The organism is Streptomyces sp. NPDC002306 (assembly GCF_053593435.1).
In genome coordinates, this window is sequence record NZ_JBSFCK010000014.1 from 70,117 (window position 1) to 85,295 (window position 15,179).

At 72.7% G+C, this 15,179-nt stretch carries 13 protein-coding genes and 1 riboswitch; all 13 genes read left to right on the forward strand.

All coding sequences use genetic code 11. The annotated features are described in order from the left end of the window. Nucleotides 1–23: 23 nt before the first annotated feature. The 13 genes from ACWCQK_RS25630 to ACWCQK_RS25690 all read left to right on the forward strand — a co-directional run bounded on the left by ACWCQK_RS25630 (nt 24) and on the right by ACWCQK_RS25690 (nt 15,088). Nucleotides 24–2,222 (forward strand): N-6 DNA methylase, encoded by a 2,199-nt coding sequence (locus ACWCQK_RS25630; protein ID WP_451158648.1) that lies wholly within the window; start codon nt 24–26, stop codon nt 2,220–2,222. Between the two features lie 210 nt (nt 2,223–2,432). After that, nucleotides 2,433–3,089, forward strand: a complete 657-nt coding sequence (locus ACWCQK_RS25635; RefSeq protein WP_451158650.1) for a hypothetical protein — start codon at nt 2,433–2,435, stop codon at nt 3,087–3,089. A 38-nt stretch (nt 3,090–3,127) separates the two neighbouring features. After that, the gene (locus ACWCQK_RS25640; protein WP_451158808.1) at nt 3,128–4,612 is read left to right on the forward strand and encodes a protein kinase domain-containing protein; all 1,485 of its coding nucleotides are present in this window, start codon (nt 3,128–3,130) and stop codon (nt 4,610–4,612) included. A 179-nt stretch (nt 4,613–4,791) separates the two neighbouring features. Continuing rightward, complete coding sequence (locus tag ACWCQK_RS25645; RefSeq protein ID WP_451158652.1) at nt 4,792–5,619, forward strand: glycoside hydrolase domain-containing protein; 828 nt, start codon at nt 4,792–4,794, stop codon at nt 5,617–5,619. A gap of 170 nt (nt 5,620–5,789) precedes the next feature. Continuing rightward, entirely contained in the window at nt 5,790–6,434 is a 645-nt protein-coding gene (locus ACWCQK_RS25650) for a SurA N-terminal domain-containing protein (protein WP_451158654.1), read from the forward strand. A gap of 76 nt (nt 6,435–6,510) precedes the next feature. Next, complete coding sequence (locus tag ACWCQK_RS25655) at nt 6,511–7,500, forward strand: nucleoside triphosphate pyrophosphohydrolase (protein ID WP_451158656.1); 990 nt, start codon at nt 6,511–6,513, stop codon at nt 7,498–7,500. 305 nt (nt 7,501–7,805) lie between these two features. After that, a complete protein-coding gene (locus ACWCQK_RS25660; RefSeq protein ID WP_451158658.1) occupies nt 7,806–9,077 on the forward strand; it encodes a cytochrome P450 family protein in 1,272 nt (423 codons plus the stop codon). A 144-nt stretch (nt 9,078–9,221) separates the two neighbouring features. Then, nucleotides 9,222–10,142, forward strand: coding sequence for a transglycosylase family protein (locus ACWCQK_RS25665; protein WP_451158660.1), 921 nt, complete (start codon nt 9,222–9,224; stop codon nt 10,140–10,142). Nucleotides 10,143–10,406: 264 nt separating this feature from the next. Continuing rightward, a riboswitch (cyclic di-AMP (ydaO/yuaA leader) is annotated at nt 10,407–10,575 on the forward strand. Between the two features lie 4 nt (nt 10,576–10,579). Beyond that, complete coding sequence (locus ACWCQK_RS25670) at nt 10,580–11,257, forward strand: transglycosylase family protein (RefSeq protein WP_451158662.1); 678 nt, start codon at nt 10,580–10,582, stop codon at nt 11,255–11,257. Between the two features lie 311 nt (nt 11,258–11,568). Beyond that, the gene (eno, locus tag ACWCQK_RS25675) at nt 11,569–12,855 is read left to right on the forward strand and encodes a phosphopyruvate hydratase (RefSeq protein WP_327429282.1); all 1,287 of its coding nucleotides are present in this window, start codon (nt 11,569–11,571) and stop codon (nt 12,853–12,855) included. Nucleotides 12,856–13,000: 145 nt separating this feature from the next. Then, a complete protein-coding gene (locus ACWCQK_RS25680) occupies nt 13,001–13,477 on the forward strand; it encodes an FtsB family cell division protein (RefSeq protein ID WP_451158664.1) in 477 nt (158 codons plus the stop codon). Nucleotides 13,478–13,496: 19 nt separating this feature from the next. Next, complete coding sequence (locus ACWCQK_RS25685) at nt 13,497–14,150, forward strand: DUF501 domain-containing protein (protein ID WP_451158666.1); 654 nt, start codon at nt 13,497–13,499, stop codon at nt 14,148–14,150. Further along, a complete protein-coding gene (locus ACWCQK_RS25690) occupies nt 14,147–15,088 on the forward strand; it encodes a Ppx/GppA phosphatase family protein (RefSeq protein WP_451158668.1) in 942 nt (313 codons plus the stop codon). The genes ACWCQK_RS25685 and ACWCQK_RS25690 overlap by 4 nt, the downstream gene beginning before the upstream one ends. The last annotated feature ends 91 nt before the right edge of the window (nt 15,089–15,179 follow it).

The window sequence follows — 15,179 nt, forward strand, 5'->3', positions numbered from 1 at the left end:
CGGGACGAGAGGAGCGGGGCCGGGTGCAGGACAACGCGACAGAGGTGACCGCCGCCGGGATCGCGCGGCTCGCCGGGGTCGGCCGCGCGGCCGTGAGCAATTGGCGCCGCCGGCACGCCGACTTCCCCAAACCCGTGGGCGGCACGGAGACCAGTCCGTCCTTCGCGCTCGCCGAGGTCGAGTCCTGGCTCCGTCACCAGGGAAAACTCGCCGAAGTGCCGTTGCGGGAACGGGTCTGGCAGCAGCTCGCGGGCCACCCCGAGGGGCCGGTCACCGCGCTCACCCACGCCGGCTGCGTCCTGTTGCTCATCCATGACCGGCCGACCGTCTGGCTGGAGGTGAGCGCCGGCTCCGACGAGCGCCTCGCCGCGATGCTTCCGGCCGCGCTGGAGCAGGTGGTCACCCCGAGGTTCGGCCCGGCGCGGAGCGATCGCGAAGTTCGGGGCGTTCACGGCGTTCACGGTGTTCACGGCGCGCAGGGTGTTCACGGTGGGGCGAGAACAGCGGCAGCCGCAGCTGTGAACCGACCGGTCGCTGTGAACTCCTCCGACCCAGCGCCGCCACACCCGGCCGCCTCGCAGACCCCGGCCGCCGCCCCCGCGGCTCACGTCCCCACCGGCCCCCAGCTCCTCCCCTCCGCCCCCCTCCTGCGCGGCGCCGCCGAACTCGCCGCCGAGCTGGGCGCCCGGCAGACCTTCGAGTTCCTGCTCGCCCGGCTGCTCGACGCCAACCCGCGCCAGTACACGCTCACCCCCACCGAGCTCGCCCGCCTCATGGCCGACCTCGCGGGACCCGCCCGTACCGTCCTCGACCCGGCCTGCGGCACCGGCACCCTGCTGCGTGCCTTCGACGCCCGCCCCGACCACGAGCTCTACGCCCAGGACAGCGCCCCCGAACTCGCCGCGCTCACCACGCTCCGGCTCGCCCTGCACGGCCGGGCCGTCGTGCACGGCGCCGTAGGCGACACCCTGCGCGCCGACGCCCATCCACAGCTGCGCGCCGACACCGTCCTGTGCCACCCCCCGTTCAACGAGCGCAACTGGGGCCACGACGAACTCGCCTACGACCCCCGCTGGGAGTACGGCTTCCCGGCCCGCGCCGAGTCCGAGCTGGCCTGGGTGCAGCACGCGCTCGCCCGGCTCCGGGACGGCGGCACCGCCGTCCTGCTCATGCCGCCCGCCACCGCCTCCCGCCGTTCCGGGCGCCGGATCCGCGCCGACCTGCTGCGTCGCGGCGCGCTGCGGGCCGTCATCGCCCTGCCGGTCGGCGCCGCGCCCCCGCACAACATCCCCCTGCACCTGTGGGTACTGCGCCGGCCCGAGAAGGCGCCCGCACAGCCCGAGGTGCTGCTCGCCGACACCGGGCAGTTCGCGGGCGAGGGGCGCGGCGGACCCGACTGGCAGGCCGTCAGGGACGCCGTGCTCGACGCCTGGCGGGCCTACGACCGGGACGGCACCCTTCAGGAACGGCCGGGCCTGGCGCGTTCCGTGCCCGTCATCGAACTCCTCGACGACGACGTCGACCTCGCCCCGGCCCGCCACCTCCCGCCCCCGGCGGCGGCCGACGGCGCGGAGGAGCTCGCCGACGTGCGCGAACGCCTCGGCGAGACCCTGCGGCTGACCGCCGGCCTCACCCCGCCGCCCGCGGTCACCGCGCGGCCCGTCCGCTGGCCGCTCACCACCGTCGGTGAACTCGCCCGCGGCGGCGCCCTGGTGCTGCGCACGGGCGGCAACGGCGGCCACGCGCGTGTGCCCGTCCTCACCGACCACGACGTGCTCGCCGGTACGGATCCCTCGGGAACGCTGCCCGAGAGCGACGAGGAGGCCGTGCTGACGCGGGCCGGGGACGTGGTCGTGCCGGTGCTCGGCGGCGGCTCGGTGGCACGCGTGATCGACGACGCGACGGCAGGCGCCGCCCTCGGGCGCAACCTCGTGCTCCTGCGCCCCGATCACGCGGCGCTCGACCCCTGGTTCCTCGCCGGGTTCCTGCGCGGCACCGCCAACAACCGCCAGGCCAGCAGCTACGCGTCCACCGCCACCCGCCTCGATGTGCGCCGGCTGCACCTGCCCCGGCTCCCGCTGGAGGAGCAGCGGAGCTACGGCGAGCGGTTCCGCGCGCTCGACGCGTTCGAGCGGGCGCTGCGGCACGCGGGACGGCTCGGGGACCAGCTCGTACGCGGCATGTACGACGGGCTGACGGACGGGACGGTGGCCCCGGACTGAACCCCGCCCCGGCTCCCGGTCGGGCCCCTGCCCCGGCTCCCGGTCCGGGCCCCGTCCCGGCCCCTCCCCGGGTCCCGGTCCGGCCCCGACGCCACCTGCGCCGTCGTGGGAAGTGATCAGCATGACAACGGTTCGGTACAACCCGGGACCGCTTGTCCGTGTCGGCCTATACGCTCGAACTCGACATCGGACCCAGGCCCAGGAGCAGTCATGTACGGCCACGGCGCGGCGCCGCCCACCCGTAGCGCGGCTACCGTCATCACCTTGCGCGTGCTGTTCGCCGCCGCCGGCGTCCTCTCGTGCGGACTGCTGGCCTGTGTTCCGCTGTTCCGGGTCGCGATCCTGCGCGGACGGTGGTTCGACTGGACGGCGGCCTGGGTGTCCCTGCCGCTGTCCGTCGCCGCGCTCGCGGTCGTCGGCACGGTGCCGGAGACCGACACCCGCAGCGATGTCGCGCTGGCCGTGGTCCTGATCCTCGGCGCCGGCAGCGCCGCCTACTACCTGGCCACGGACATCCGCCTGCACCAGGCGGGGCGCCGGTTCGCGGGCTACGCGCCGCCGCACGCGCAGACCGTCCACGTGCCGTACGGCTACCCGCAGCCCGTGCAGCCCGCCCCGCCGTACCCGGGCACCCCCGTACCGCAGCCGCACCTGCCCCAACCCCCCGCGGGGCGGGCCTACATACCGAACCCCCCGGTGCCCCAGGCCCCCGTGCCGCAGCCCCCCATACCCCAGTCCCCGCCCGCGCAGCGCCCCGCGCCCGCCCGTATCGACCAGGTGCGCGCGGAGCTCGACGAGCTCAGTGACTACCTGCGCAAGCACGGGGACTCGCAGGACGGCACCGGCGACCACGAGGGCGGAAGGTGACCGTGGCGACCGGACGCGTCGTCGCCGGCCGGTACGAACTGGCCACGCTCATCGGGCAGGGCGGCATGGGCCAGGTCTGGACGGCCTACGACCAGCGCCTCGACCGGCGCGTGGCGGTGAAGCTGCTGCGCCCGGACAAGGTCGCCGGCCAGGAGGCGGACGAACTGCGCCGCCGCTTCGTGCGCGAGTGCCGGGTGACCGCGCAGGTCGACCACCCCGGCCTGGTCACCGTGCACGACGCGGGCAGCGAGGGCGAGGAGCTGTTCCTCGTCATGCAGTACGTCGACGGCGCGGACCTCTCCGACCACCATGCCGAGCACGACCCGTACCCATGGCAGTGGGCGGTCGCGGTCGCCGCGCAACTGTGCGCCGTACTCAGCGCCGTGCACGCCGTGCCGATCGTCCACCGCGACCTCAAGCCGCGCAATGTGATGGTGAAGCAGGACGGCACGGTCACCGTTCTCGACCTCGGTGTCGCCTCCGTCATGGACACCGACACCACCCGCCTCACGCACACCGGATCCCCCATCGGCTCGCCCGCGTACATGGCGCCGGAACAGGCCATGGGCGGTGCGGTCGGCCCGTACACCGACCTGTACGCGCTCGGTGTGCTGATGCACGAACTCCTCAGCGGTGACGTGCCGTTCGCGGGCTCGACGGCGCTCGGCGTGCTGCACCGGCATCTGTACGAGCCGCCGCTGCCGGTGCGCAGGCTGCGCCCCGAGGTCCCGGAGGCGCTCGAGAACCTGGTCCTGCGCCTGCTCGCCAAGGACCCGCAGCACCGCCCCGCCTCCGCGCAGGAGGTGTACGAACACCTGGCGCTGCTGCTGCCCGCGCGGGGGATGCCCAGCGGGGCGCCCCTGGACCCCACCCGTCCCTTCCTGCGCCCGCACGCCCCCTGGCCGGACCGGGCGCGCACGCCCGCGCCCCAGCCCGCCTCCGTCGCGCCGGTCGCCGAGAAACCCGATGTCGCCCGCGCCGTCGACGAGGTCAAGCGTCTCCTCGGCGAGGGCCGTATCACGCAGGCCGTCGACATACTGGGCGCGATCCTGCCCGCCGCCGCACAGCAGCACGGCGAGCACTCCCCGGTGGTGCGCACCCTGCGCAAGCAGTACGCGGCCACGCTCATGGACGACGGCCAGTACCGGCGGGCACTGCCCGAACTGCGCCGCCTCGCCGACGAACGCTCCACCGAGGCCGGCCAGGCCGACCCGCAGTCCCTGCGCTACCGCTACGAAGCCGCCCAGTGCCTGGAGCAGTTGGGCGAGCCGGCGGCCGCGCTCGCCGAGTACCGCGCGCTGCTGCCGTACTACGAGAACCAGTACGTCGCCGGCGACCCGGAGCTCGCCTTCGACGTCCGCCGCCGGATGGGCCATCTGCTGCTGGCGCTCGGCGACCGCGCCGCCGCCCACGACATGCTGGCCCGGCTGCTGCACGACGTCGAGCGGCTGCACGGCCCCGGACATCCGCTCGCGGTGGAGATCCGGCGGACGTTGCAGTGGCTGGGACAGGTGCGTGGCTAGATTTTGCCGTGCTCCCAGGGAGACTTGTGAGTTCCTGGGGGCGCTTTTTCCCGAACTGAGGTGCGCAGCCGGTTAGGTTGCGATCCGTTTCGCCAGATCGCGGTCGGTTCTCGTGCCGCACGCGCCGTCGTCGCACAACCTGCCGGTGTCCCCGGCAGATCCAAGGGGTGGGGTCACACATGTCCAGCCATCGTCAGTCGAGGAAGCGCAGATACATCGCGTGGGCGGCGGCCGGGGCCGCCGTCGTCGCCGGGGCGGGCGTCGCCGCTCAGGCCTCCATGGCCGCCACGGTCTGGCCCGCGCAGAAGACGTTCACCGGCCGCGCCTTCGACACCTGCGCCGCGCCCTCCCTGTCCGCGATGAAGGCGTGGCACAACGGCACCTACGGCGCCGCCGCCGTCTACATCGGCGGCAAGAACCGCGGCTGCGCCCAGGCCAACCTCACCGCGTCCTGGGTGAAGTCCGTCAGCACGGTCGGCTGGAAGCTCATCCCGATCTACGTGGGCGCCCAGCCGCCCTGCCAGACCGGCTCCAGCCCCGAGAAGATCAGCGCCTCCACCGCGGCCTCGCTCGGCGCCAAGGACGCCGCCGACGCGGTGGTCAAGGCCTCAGCCCTCGGGATGAAGGCCGGCAGCCCGGTCTACCTCGACATGGAGCCGTACGACATCGCGAACAAGGCGTGCAACGACGCCGTCCTGACGTATGTGCGCGCCTTCGACAAGGCCCTGCGCGCCAAGACGTACCGGTCGGGCTACTACGGCTTCGCCGCCTCCAGCGCGAAGGCGATCGCCGACGCCACCGACAGGACGGACCTGCCGGGCAACATGTGGTACGCGCTGTGGGACAAGCAGTACACCACCACCGCCGACTGGCCGTTCGGCCCGACCCAGTGGACGAACCACAGCCGGGGCCACCAGTACATGGTCAACAGCAAGGAGACCATCGGCGGTTACACGATCACGGTGGACCGCAACACCTGGGACGGCCCGGTGGCCATCACCGGCTGAGGACCGCGTACGGGGACCGCGTACGCGGCCGTCGACCCGGTGCGGGCGCGGCGGTGCCGTAAGTCCCGGTGAATCGTTGGTCGAATGGGTTGGCCAGAGCGTGGCCACTGCCTACCATCGATCACCGCAAGACTTTGTGCACCGTCGCACAATCTCCTCGGGAGGTTTCCTTGCACCGCCGCCGTCGCACCGCGCTCCTCCTCTCCGCCGCGATCGTCGCAGCGCCCTTCCTCACCGCCTGCGGGAGCGAGGCGCATCCCGGCGCCGCGGCCGTCGTCGGCGATGAACGGATCACCGTGTCGCAGCTGGAGAGCAGGGTGCGGGAGGTGCGCTCGGCGCAGCGCGCGGCGGTGTCGGACGACGCGCAGTACGCCCGCACCATCGCCGCCACCGGCAACCTCACCCGGGACACCCTGCACGGCATGGTCCTGGACCGGGTGCTCCAGCGGGCCGCCCGGGACGCGGGCATCAGCGTCACCCGCAACGAGATCCAGCGGATGCGGGCCGGCCTGGAGCAGCAGGCGGGCGGCGCCGAGGGGCTGGAGGCGGCCTGGCTCCAGCAGTACGACATCCCGCCCCGGCGTCTCGACGACAACCTCCGCCTCCAGCTGGAGGCCCAGAAGCTGGCCGCGCGCCTCGGCACCGACACCAACCAGCCCGCGTTCTGGAAGGCGCTGTCCGAGGCGTCCAAGGAACTCCACGTCGACCTCAACCCGCGCTACGGCAGCTGGGACGTCCAGAAGGTCAGCCGGGTCGACGCGAAGACGCCGTGGGTGCGCGAGGTGTCGACGACCGGCGCGCAGCAGCCGGCGTGACGGGCACGGCGCCGCCGCCCGGCCGCCGCCTGTGGACGGCCGGGGGACTGCCGGCGCCGTGCGTTACGTTCGAAGCGTGAACACACCCAGCCCCGAAGCCGCGACCGGCCGCATCGTCCTGCTCACCACCAGCCACCGGGTCGCCCCCGGACTGCTGTCCTGGCCGGCCTGGCAGGCGCTGCGAGCGGCCGACCGGGTGCTGTGCGCGGACGGGGCGCACCCGCAGCTGCCGTATCTGCGCGAGGCGGGGACCGCCGTCGACGAGGCGTCCCCGACGGCCGAGGAACTGGTCGAGGCGTGCGCGGGCGGTCGTACGGTGGTGGTCGTGGCGACCGGAGAGGGCGAGCCGGCCCTCACCGACGGCCTCGCCCGGCTGGCCGGTTCCGGCCGCGTGGCGATGCCGGAGCTGGAACTGCTCCCCGCCTCCTACGACCTCCCGGGCGCCCGCCTCCTGGACCTGGTGCAGGTCATGGACCGCATCCGGGTCGAGTGCCCCTGGTCCTCCCAGCAGACCCACAAGGGCCTGGCGAAGTACGGCATCGAGGAGGCGTACGAACTCGTCGAGGCGATCGAGGACGGCGACCGGGACGAGCTGCGCGAGGAGCTCGGTGACGTCCTCCTCCAGGTCGTCTTCCACGCCCGTATCGCCGAGGACGGCCGGGCCGAGGACGGCGAGCCACCGTTCTCGATCGACGACGTGGCCGCCGGCATCGTCACCAAGCTCATCCACCGCCACCCGCATGTCTTCGGCAACGCGACCGCCTCCACTCCCGACGAGGTCAAGGAGCACTGGCTGCGCACCAAGGCCCAGGAGAAGCGGCGCACCTCCGTCACCGAGGGCATCCCCCTGCACCAGCCCGGCCTGGCCCTCGCCGCCAAGCTGGCCTCCCGCGTTCGCGCGGCCGGCCTCGACGTCCCGCTCCCGCGGACCGAGGGCATCGGCTACGAACTGCTGGCCCTGGCGGCCCGCGCCGAATCCGAGGGCGTGGACCCGGAGACGGCCCTGCGCGCGGCGGCCCGAGCCTACCGGGACGCGATCCGGGCCACCGAAGGCGTGATGCCGTAGGGACCGCCCGGCGGATCAGGCGCCGGCAGTGCTGCTCGTAGGAGTGGCCGCTGTGCGTGGGGGCGCGCACGGAGCGGGAGTTGGAGCGGCCGGCGAGGGGCTCCTGAAGATGCCGCGCCACAGACGGCAGGCTCTGGTTCCGGGGTACGAGAGCGCGGATTCGCTCCAGAGCCCTCCGCGGGTTCACCGGCCGACCCGGGCCGCGCGGGCCGGGACGCGGCCCGCGCGCCGGCCCGCCCCCTGGACCGCCCCCTGGGAGACAGCCGCGGGGCCGCCCGCCGGGTGAAGCCGGATACCGTCAAGGAGTGACCGACCAGCCCCCTCTGCCGCCCCCCGCCCCCGAGCTCTTCACCTGGGAGTTCGCCGCCGATCCGTATCCGGCCTACGCCTGGCTGCGCGAGCACGCCCCCGTGCACCGGACGAAACTGCCCAGCGGGGTCGAGGCCTGGCTGGTCACCCGGTACGCCGACGCCAAGCAGGCCCTCGCCGACCAGCGGCTGAGCAAGAACCCGGCGCACCACGACGAGCCCGCGCACGCCAAGGGGAAGACCGGCATCCCCGGGGAACGCAAGGCCGAGCTGATGACCCACCTGCTCAACATCGACCCGCCGGACCACACCAGGCTCCGGCGGCTGGTCAGCAAGGCGTTCACGCCGGGCCGGGTCGCGGAGTTCGTGCCCCGGGTGCAGGAGCTGACCGACCGGCTCATCGACGGGTTCGCGGACCGGGGCGAGGCCGACCTCATCCACGAGTTCGCCTTCCCGCTGCCCATCTACGCCATCTGCGACCTGCTGGGCGTCCCGCGCGAGGACCAGGACGACTTCCGGGACTGGGCGGGCATGATGATCCGGCACGGGGGCGGTCCGCGGGGCGGGGTCGCGCGGTCGGTGAAGAAGATGCGCGGCTATCTCGCCGAGCTCATCCACCGCAAGCGGGAGGCGCTGTCCGACACCGCCGCGCCCGGCGAGGACCTCATCTCCGGGCTCATCCGCGCCTCCGACCACGGCGAGCACCTCACCGAGAACGAGGCCGCCGCGATGGCCTTCATCCTGCTGTTCGCCGGCTTCGAGACGACCGTCAACCTCATCGGCAACGGCGTGTACGCCCTGCTGACCCACCCCGGCCAGCGCGCCCGCCTCCAGTCGTCCCTGGCGGCCGGCGAACCCGGCCTGCTGGCCACCGGGATCGAGGAACTCCTGCGCTACGACGGCCCCGTGGAGCTGGCCACCTGGCGGTTCGCCACCCGGCCGCTGAGCATCGGCGGCCAGGACATCGCGGCCGGCGACCCCGTTCTCGTCGTCCTCGCGGCCGCGGACCGGGATCCGGAGCGGTTCGCCGACCCGGACGTGCTGGACCTCTCCCGCCGTGACAACCAGCACCTCGGATACGGCCACGGCATCCACTACTGCCTGGGCGCGCCGCTGGCCCGGCTGGAGGGGCGGGCCGCGCTCGCCACGCTCCTCACCCGCCTCCCGGATCTGCGGCTCGGGGCGGATCCGGCCGAGCTGCGCTGGCGGGGCGGGCTGATCATGCGCGGACTGCGCACCCTGCCCGTGGAGTTCACGGCCCAAAGATGACGAGCGTTCAACAATGTGATCTTCACGTGATCTACGCGGCATTAACTTGTGACAAGTGATCGTCTGCCGATACGTTCACTCCGTAGCACGGGCCTTGGCTTCACTCTCCGTGCCGCTCACCGCTGTCGCGCGAAAGGTCTTCGTATGCTCTCCGGGAACGGTCGTCACCGTCGCCCCCGCCAGGCCCCGGCCTTGCTCGTCGCGGCAGGAGTGACCGGCTCCGCCATCGCCATCCCGCTCCTCGCCGCCACCGGCGCGAGCGCCGCGGAGGGCAGCACCTGGGACCAGGTCGCCCAGTGCGAGACCGGCGGTTCGTGGAGCGCCGACACCGGCAACGGGTACTTCGGCGGCCTGCACCTGAGTCAGGACGACTGGGAGCGGTACGGCGGCCTCGACTTCGCCTCCAAGGCCGACCTGGCCAGCCGCTCCCAGCAGATAGCCGTCGCCGAGAAGATCCTCGACGACCGGGGAGTCGAGGCGTGGTCCACGTGCGGACTGCTCTCGGGCCTGGCCAAGGACTCCGCGTCGGCGGCCGTCGACACGGGTGTGCTGGACGGCTCTTCGGGCGGAAAGTCCGATACGCCCTCACTGTCCGACTCGCTTGGTCTGTCCGGCTCTTCCGGTGACGCGTCCGGCGATCCGTCGGCCCAGCCGTCCGGCGGGTCCTCCGCCGACACCTCGATCCTGCCTTCCGGTGAGCCGTCCTCCTCCCCGTCCGCTCCCTCTTCGGACGCGACGGCCGGCACGGCCGGCTCCGGCGAGGCGTCGCACTCCGCCGCGGACGACGTGCGCGGTGGTGACGGTTCGTCCAAGAGCGGGGCGAGCGTCGGCAGCGCCGACAACTTCCGTCAGTCCATCGGCACTTCGGGCCTCGTCGACACGGGCTCGCTGACCGCCGTCGCCGACAGTGCCGAGGACGACGGCACCGGCGCCGACGCGGCCACGTCGGGCACCGGCCGCCATCGCGGCGGCAGTGCCGACGAGGAAGCGGCGGACGCGGCGGAGTCGGCCTTCTCGTTCATCGGCCGGCACGCCTCGACCTCGTACGCCGCGGACGGCTCGTAGACCGGCTCTCGTACCACGGCGACCGGCGGGTCCACTGCTGGTCAGAGGGGACGAGTCGGTGCCTAAACGGGCGAAAAGCAGCCGGAGTTGACGCCCTGGTTCGCCGTTAAATGTCCGTTTTGGTGAAAGTGTGGGATGAGTCTCAGACGCCCTGATCGTCTTTGGAATTCGGCCGATCCCGTGTCTACGGTCGTGACCGCTCGCTACTGCGGGCCCCGGCTGCCGCAACGCCGAATCCTGCCAGCGGCCGTCCGGGAACAGTCGACGCGTCAAGCGCCGTAGGCAGGAGCGGGGGACCCAAGGTAAGTGCCAGGACCGGCAGTTGAAGCCGGCCCAGGCTTGGGGTGAAGCCGCGTCCCGGGAGGGGCGCGGCCGGGCAACTCAACCGACCCGAACCCGACAGCTCACCTCGCAGGCGTCGGTGAGGGGATCCAAGCATGCTGTTTTCCGGCAAGGGCAAGCACCGTCGTCCGTCCAAGGCCACCCGCGTCGCCGCGCTCGCCGGCGTCACCGGTGTCGCCGTCGCCGCTCCGCTGATGGCGGCCGGCGGAGCCTCCGCCGCCACCGCCTCCGAGTGGGACACCGTGGCCCGCTGCGAGTCCGGCGGCAACTGGTCCATCAACACCGGCAACGGCTACTACGGCGGTGTGCAGTTCTCCGCCTCCACCTGGGCGGCCTACGGCGGCACGCAGTACGCGGCCACCGCCGACAAGGCCTCCAAGGCCCAGCAGATCGCGGTCGCCGAGAAGGTCCTCGCGTCGCAGGGCAAGGGCGCCTGGCCCACCTGCGGCAAGGGCCTGTCCGGTGCCGCGTACACCGGTGGTGCCGCCGGCACGCCGAGCAAGTCCACCAAGCCCGCCACCCGCTCGACCGGCGGACAGGCCGCCTCCCGCTCCACCGCGCGCCCGGTCGCCCCGAAGACCGTCACCACCCCGGCCGGCAAGAAGGTCGAGAAGGGTGACGGCGAGTACAAGGTCGTCAAGGGGGACACCCTCAGCGCCATCGCCGAGAAGCACAAGGTGAAGGGCGGCTGGCAGGCGCTGTTCAAGCTGAACAAGAAGATCGTCGCCGACGCCGACTTCATCTACCCCGGTCAGCAGCTGCACCTGAAGTGAGTTCCGGCTCGCGGCTGAACCACAGCGCTCCCCTGTCCGTGTCTCCTTGAGTGGAGGCCTTCCTAGGGCCGCCCCCGTCCCCACGGGCTCCCCGCTCCGGTGCGTGTTCCCCCGTACGCACCGGAGCGGGGATTTTTGTGATCCGGCTTTGTTCCGTTCGGAAACAATTTACTCTCGGTTCCGCGCCCGGGGCGGTCGAAGGCCGGCCGATCGCCCGGAGGCGGTTAGGCTCAGTCCCGCGTGGCCACCACAGGCCCGCGCACCACCGGGCCCCCCGGCCCGGCGTAGCTCGCGTCACATCCCAGAAGGAGATGCTCGTGCCGTCCATCGACGTCGTCGTAGCCCGGGAAATCCTGGACTCCCGAGGCAACCCCACGGTCGAGGTCGAGGTCGGCCTCGACGACGGCAGCACGGGTCGTGCCGCCGTTCCGTCCGGCGCCTCCACCGGTGCCTTCGAGGCCATCGAGCTCCGTGACGGCGACCCCAACCGTTACCAGGGCAAGGGTGTCGAGAAGGCGGTCCTCGCCGTCATCGAGCAGATCGGCCCGGAGCTCGTCGGCTACGACGCCACCGAGCAGCGCCTGATCGACCAGGCGATGTTCGACCTGGACGCCACCGACAACAAGGGCTCGCTGGGCGCCAACGCCATCCTCGGCGTCTCCCTCGCCGTCGCGCACGCCGCGTCCGAGGCCAGCGACCTGCCGCTGTTCCGCTACCTGGGCGGCCCGAACGCGCACCTGCTGCCCGTTCCGATGATGAACATCCTGAACGGCGGCTCGCACGCCGACTCCAACGTGGACATCCAGGAGTTCATGATCGCCCCGATCGGCGCGGAGTCCTTCTCCGAGGCGCTGCGCTGGGGCGCCGAGGTCTACCACACCCTCAAGAAGGTGCTGAAGACCAAGGGCCTGTCCACCGGCCTGGGCGACGAGGGCGGCTTCGCCCCGAACCTGGAGTCCAACCGCGCCGCCCTCGACCTCATCATCGAGGCCATCAAGCAGGCCGGTTACGTCCCCGGCGAGCAGATCGCGCTCGCGCTCGACGTCGCCGCGTCCGAGTTCTACAAGGACGGCAAGTACGAGTTCGAGGGCAAGTCCCGCTCGGCCGCCGAGATGACCGAGTACTACGAGGAGCTCGTCTCCGCGTATCCGCTCGTCTCCATCGAGGACCCGCTGTACGAGGACGACTGGGCCGGCTGGAAGGTCATCACCGACAAGCTGGGCGACAAGGTCCAGATCGTCGGCGACGACCTCTTCGTCACCAACCCGGAGCGCCTGGCCCGCGGCATCGAGGAGGGCTCCGCCAACGCCCTGCTCGTCAAGGTCAACCAGATCGGTTCGCTGACCGAGACCCTGGACGCCGTCGAGATGGCCCAGCGCAACGGCTTCAAGTGCATGATGTCCCACCGCTCCGGCGAGACCGAGGACGTCACCATCGCCGACCTCGCGGTCGCCGTGAACTGCGGTCAGATCAAGACCGGCGCCCCGGCCCGCTCGGACCGCGTCGCCAAGTACAACCAGCTGCTGCGCATCGAGGAGATCCTCGACGACGCCGCGGTGTACGCCGGCCGCAGCGCGTTCCCCCGCTTCAAGGGCTGACGCCCCGCGCTCGGCGTTCCCCCGCTCCGAGGGGCTGAGCGCCGGCGCTTGGGAAGCGTCGTACGTACGTCCCCGTACTCGGTCCCGTACCGTGTCCGGGGACGTACGCGCGTGTGACGGGTGCGAAGGGGAGGCGGAGAGCCAGATGGCCGTGAAGGACCGGGACCGTTTCTCCACCGCGACCAGACTGCGGCTGCTCGGCGAGCAGACGGCGGCGCGGGTCTACCGCTCCCAGACCAGACGCCAGGCCCGCCGCTCCCGGCTCACCGGCCGGGCCGCGCTGCTCGCCCTCGTCCTGTGCTCGCTGATCGTGGCCCTCGCCTATCCCATAAGGCAGTACGTCTCCCAGCGCGCCGAGATCGCCGACATGCGGCGGCAGAAGCAGCAGGCCAGTGAGCGCGTGGAGCAACTGCGCGACCTCAAGGCACGCTGGCAGGACGACGCGTACGCCGAGCAGCAGATCCGGCAGCGGCTGCACTACGTGATGCCCGGGGAGACCGGTTACGTGGTGATCGACCCGGACGCGGTCAAGCAGTCGCGCGCCCCCCTGGGGGCGGCCCACCGCCCCTGGTACTCGAACGTCTGGGACGGAGTCGACAAGTCCGACGCCTCAGACCAGTGAACGGATAGAAGAGACAGGCATGGAAACGCCCCCGCCGCCCACCCCGCGCACCGAGCCCACCGACGCGGACGTCGAGGCCTTCAAGCAGCAGCTCGGGCGGCCGCCGCGCGGGCTGCGCGCCATCGCGCACCGGTGCCCGTGCGGACAGCCGGACGTCGTCGAGACGGCGCCCCGCCTGCCCGACGGCACGCCCTTCCCGACGCTGTACTACCTGACGTGCCCCAAGGCCTCCGGGGCGATCGGCACGCTGGAGGCGAACGGCGTGATGAAGGAGATGACGGCCCGGCTGGAGACCGACCCGGAGCTGGCCGACGCGTACCGCGCGGCGCACGAGGACTACGTCCGCCGGCGGGACGAGATCGAGGAGCTGACGGGCTTCCCGAGCGCCGGCGGCATGCCGGACCGGGTGAAGTGCCTGCACGTCCTGGTCGCGCACTCGCTGGCGGCCGGACCGGGTGTGAACCCGCTCGGCGACGAGGCGCTCGCGATGCTGCCGCGGTGGTGGAGCAAGGGTGCCTGTGTGACCCCGGCCGTGCCGCCGTCCGGCGAGGAGGGGCAGGCGGGGACGACCGGAGAGGGCGCCGCCGCCGGCCACGACGCGTTCGGGGCGGTCGAGTCCGCCGAGCCCGGTCGGTCCGCCGGGTCCGCCGGGTCCGGGGAGGCCGGCCAGTGACCCGGGTCGCCGCCATCGACTGCGGTACGAACTCCATCCGGCTCCTGGTGGCCGACGCCGACCCGGAGACGGGCGAGCTGGTCGACCTGGACCGGCGGATGACCATCGTCCGCCTCGGCCAGGGCGTGGACCGCACCGGCCGGCTGGCCCCCGAGGCGCTGGAGCGCACCTTCGCCGCCTGCCGCGCGTACGCGGAGGTCGTCAAGGAGCACGGCGCCGAGCGCCTCCGCTTCGTGGCCACCTCCGCCTCCCGGGACGCCGAGAACCGCGACGACTTCGTGCGCGGGGTGCTGGACATCCTCGGTGTCGAACCGGAGGTCATCTCCGGCGACCAGGAGGCCGAGTTCTCCTTCACCGGTGCCACCCGGGAACTGACCGGGCGCGACGACCTCGCCCGGCCCTACCTGGTCGTGGACATCGGCGGCGGCTCCACCGAGTTCGTCGTCGGCGGCGCCGCGGTGCGCGCCGCCCGCTCGGTCGACATCGGCTGCGTACGGATGACCGAGCGGCACCTGGTCCGGGACGGGGCCGTCACCGACCCGCCCACCGAGGAGCAGATCGCCGCCATGCGCGCCGACATCGAGGCGGCCCTCGACCTCGCGGAGGAGACGGTCCCGCTGCGGGAGGCGCACACCCTGGTCGGCCTGGCCGGCTCCGTCACCACCGTGTCGGCGATCGCGCAGGAACTGCCCGCCTACGACTCGGTCGCCATCCACCACTCCCGCGTCTCCCGCGACCGGGTCCGCGAGATCACCGAGTGGCTGCTGCGCTCCACCCACGCCGAGCGCGCGGCGATCCCCTCGATGCACCCGGGCCGGGTGGACGTGATCGGGGCGGGCGCCCTCGTACTGCTCTCGATCATGGAGCGGATCGGGGCCGAGGAGGTCGTGGTGAGCGAGCACGACATCCTCGACGGGATCGCCTGGTCCGTGGCGTAGGCCGGCTTCGGGACCTGCTCGGCGGCACTCCGCTGAGCAGGTCCGACGACGTATGAGCGGGTCCGGGGGGTCGTGTGACCCACGTGGGGGA

Bases quoted from the DNA above. Each gene is read 5' to 3' on its own strand.
- ACWCQK_RS25665 (WP_451158660.1), top strand. From the start codon at position 9,222: ATGCTCTCCGGGAACGGTCGTCACCGTCGCCCCCGCCAGGCCCCGGCC.
- ACWCQK_RS25670 (WP_451158662.1), top strand. From the start codon at position 10,580: ATGCTGTTTTCCGGCAAGGGCAAGCACCGTCGTCCGTCCAAGGCCACC.
- ACWCQK_RS25680 (WP_451158664.1), top strand. From the start codon at position 13,001: ATGGCCGTGAAGGACCGGGACCGTTTCTCCACCGCGACCAGACTGCGG.
- ACWCQK_RS25645 (WP_451158652.1), top strand. From the start codon at position 4,792: ATGTCCAGCCATCGTCAGTCGAGGAAGCGCAGATACATCGCGTGGGCG.
- eno (WP_327429282.1), top strand. From the start codon at position 11,569: ATGCTCGTGCCGTCCATCGACGTCGTCGTAGCCCGGGAAATCCTGGAC.
- ACWCQK_RS25635 (WP_451158650.1), top strand. From the start codon at position 2,433: ATGTACGGCCACGGCGCGGCGCCGCCCACCCGTAGCGCGGCTACCGTC.
- ACWCQK_RS25685 (WP_451158666.1), top strand. From the start codon at position 13,497: ATGGAAACGCCCCCGCCGCCCACCCCGCGCACCGAGCCCACCGACGCG.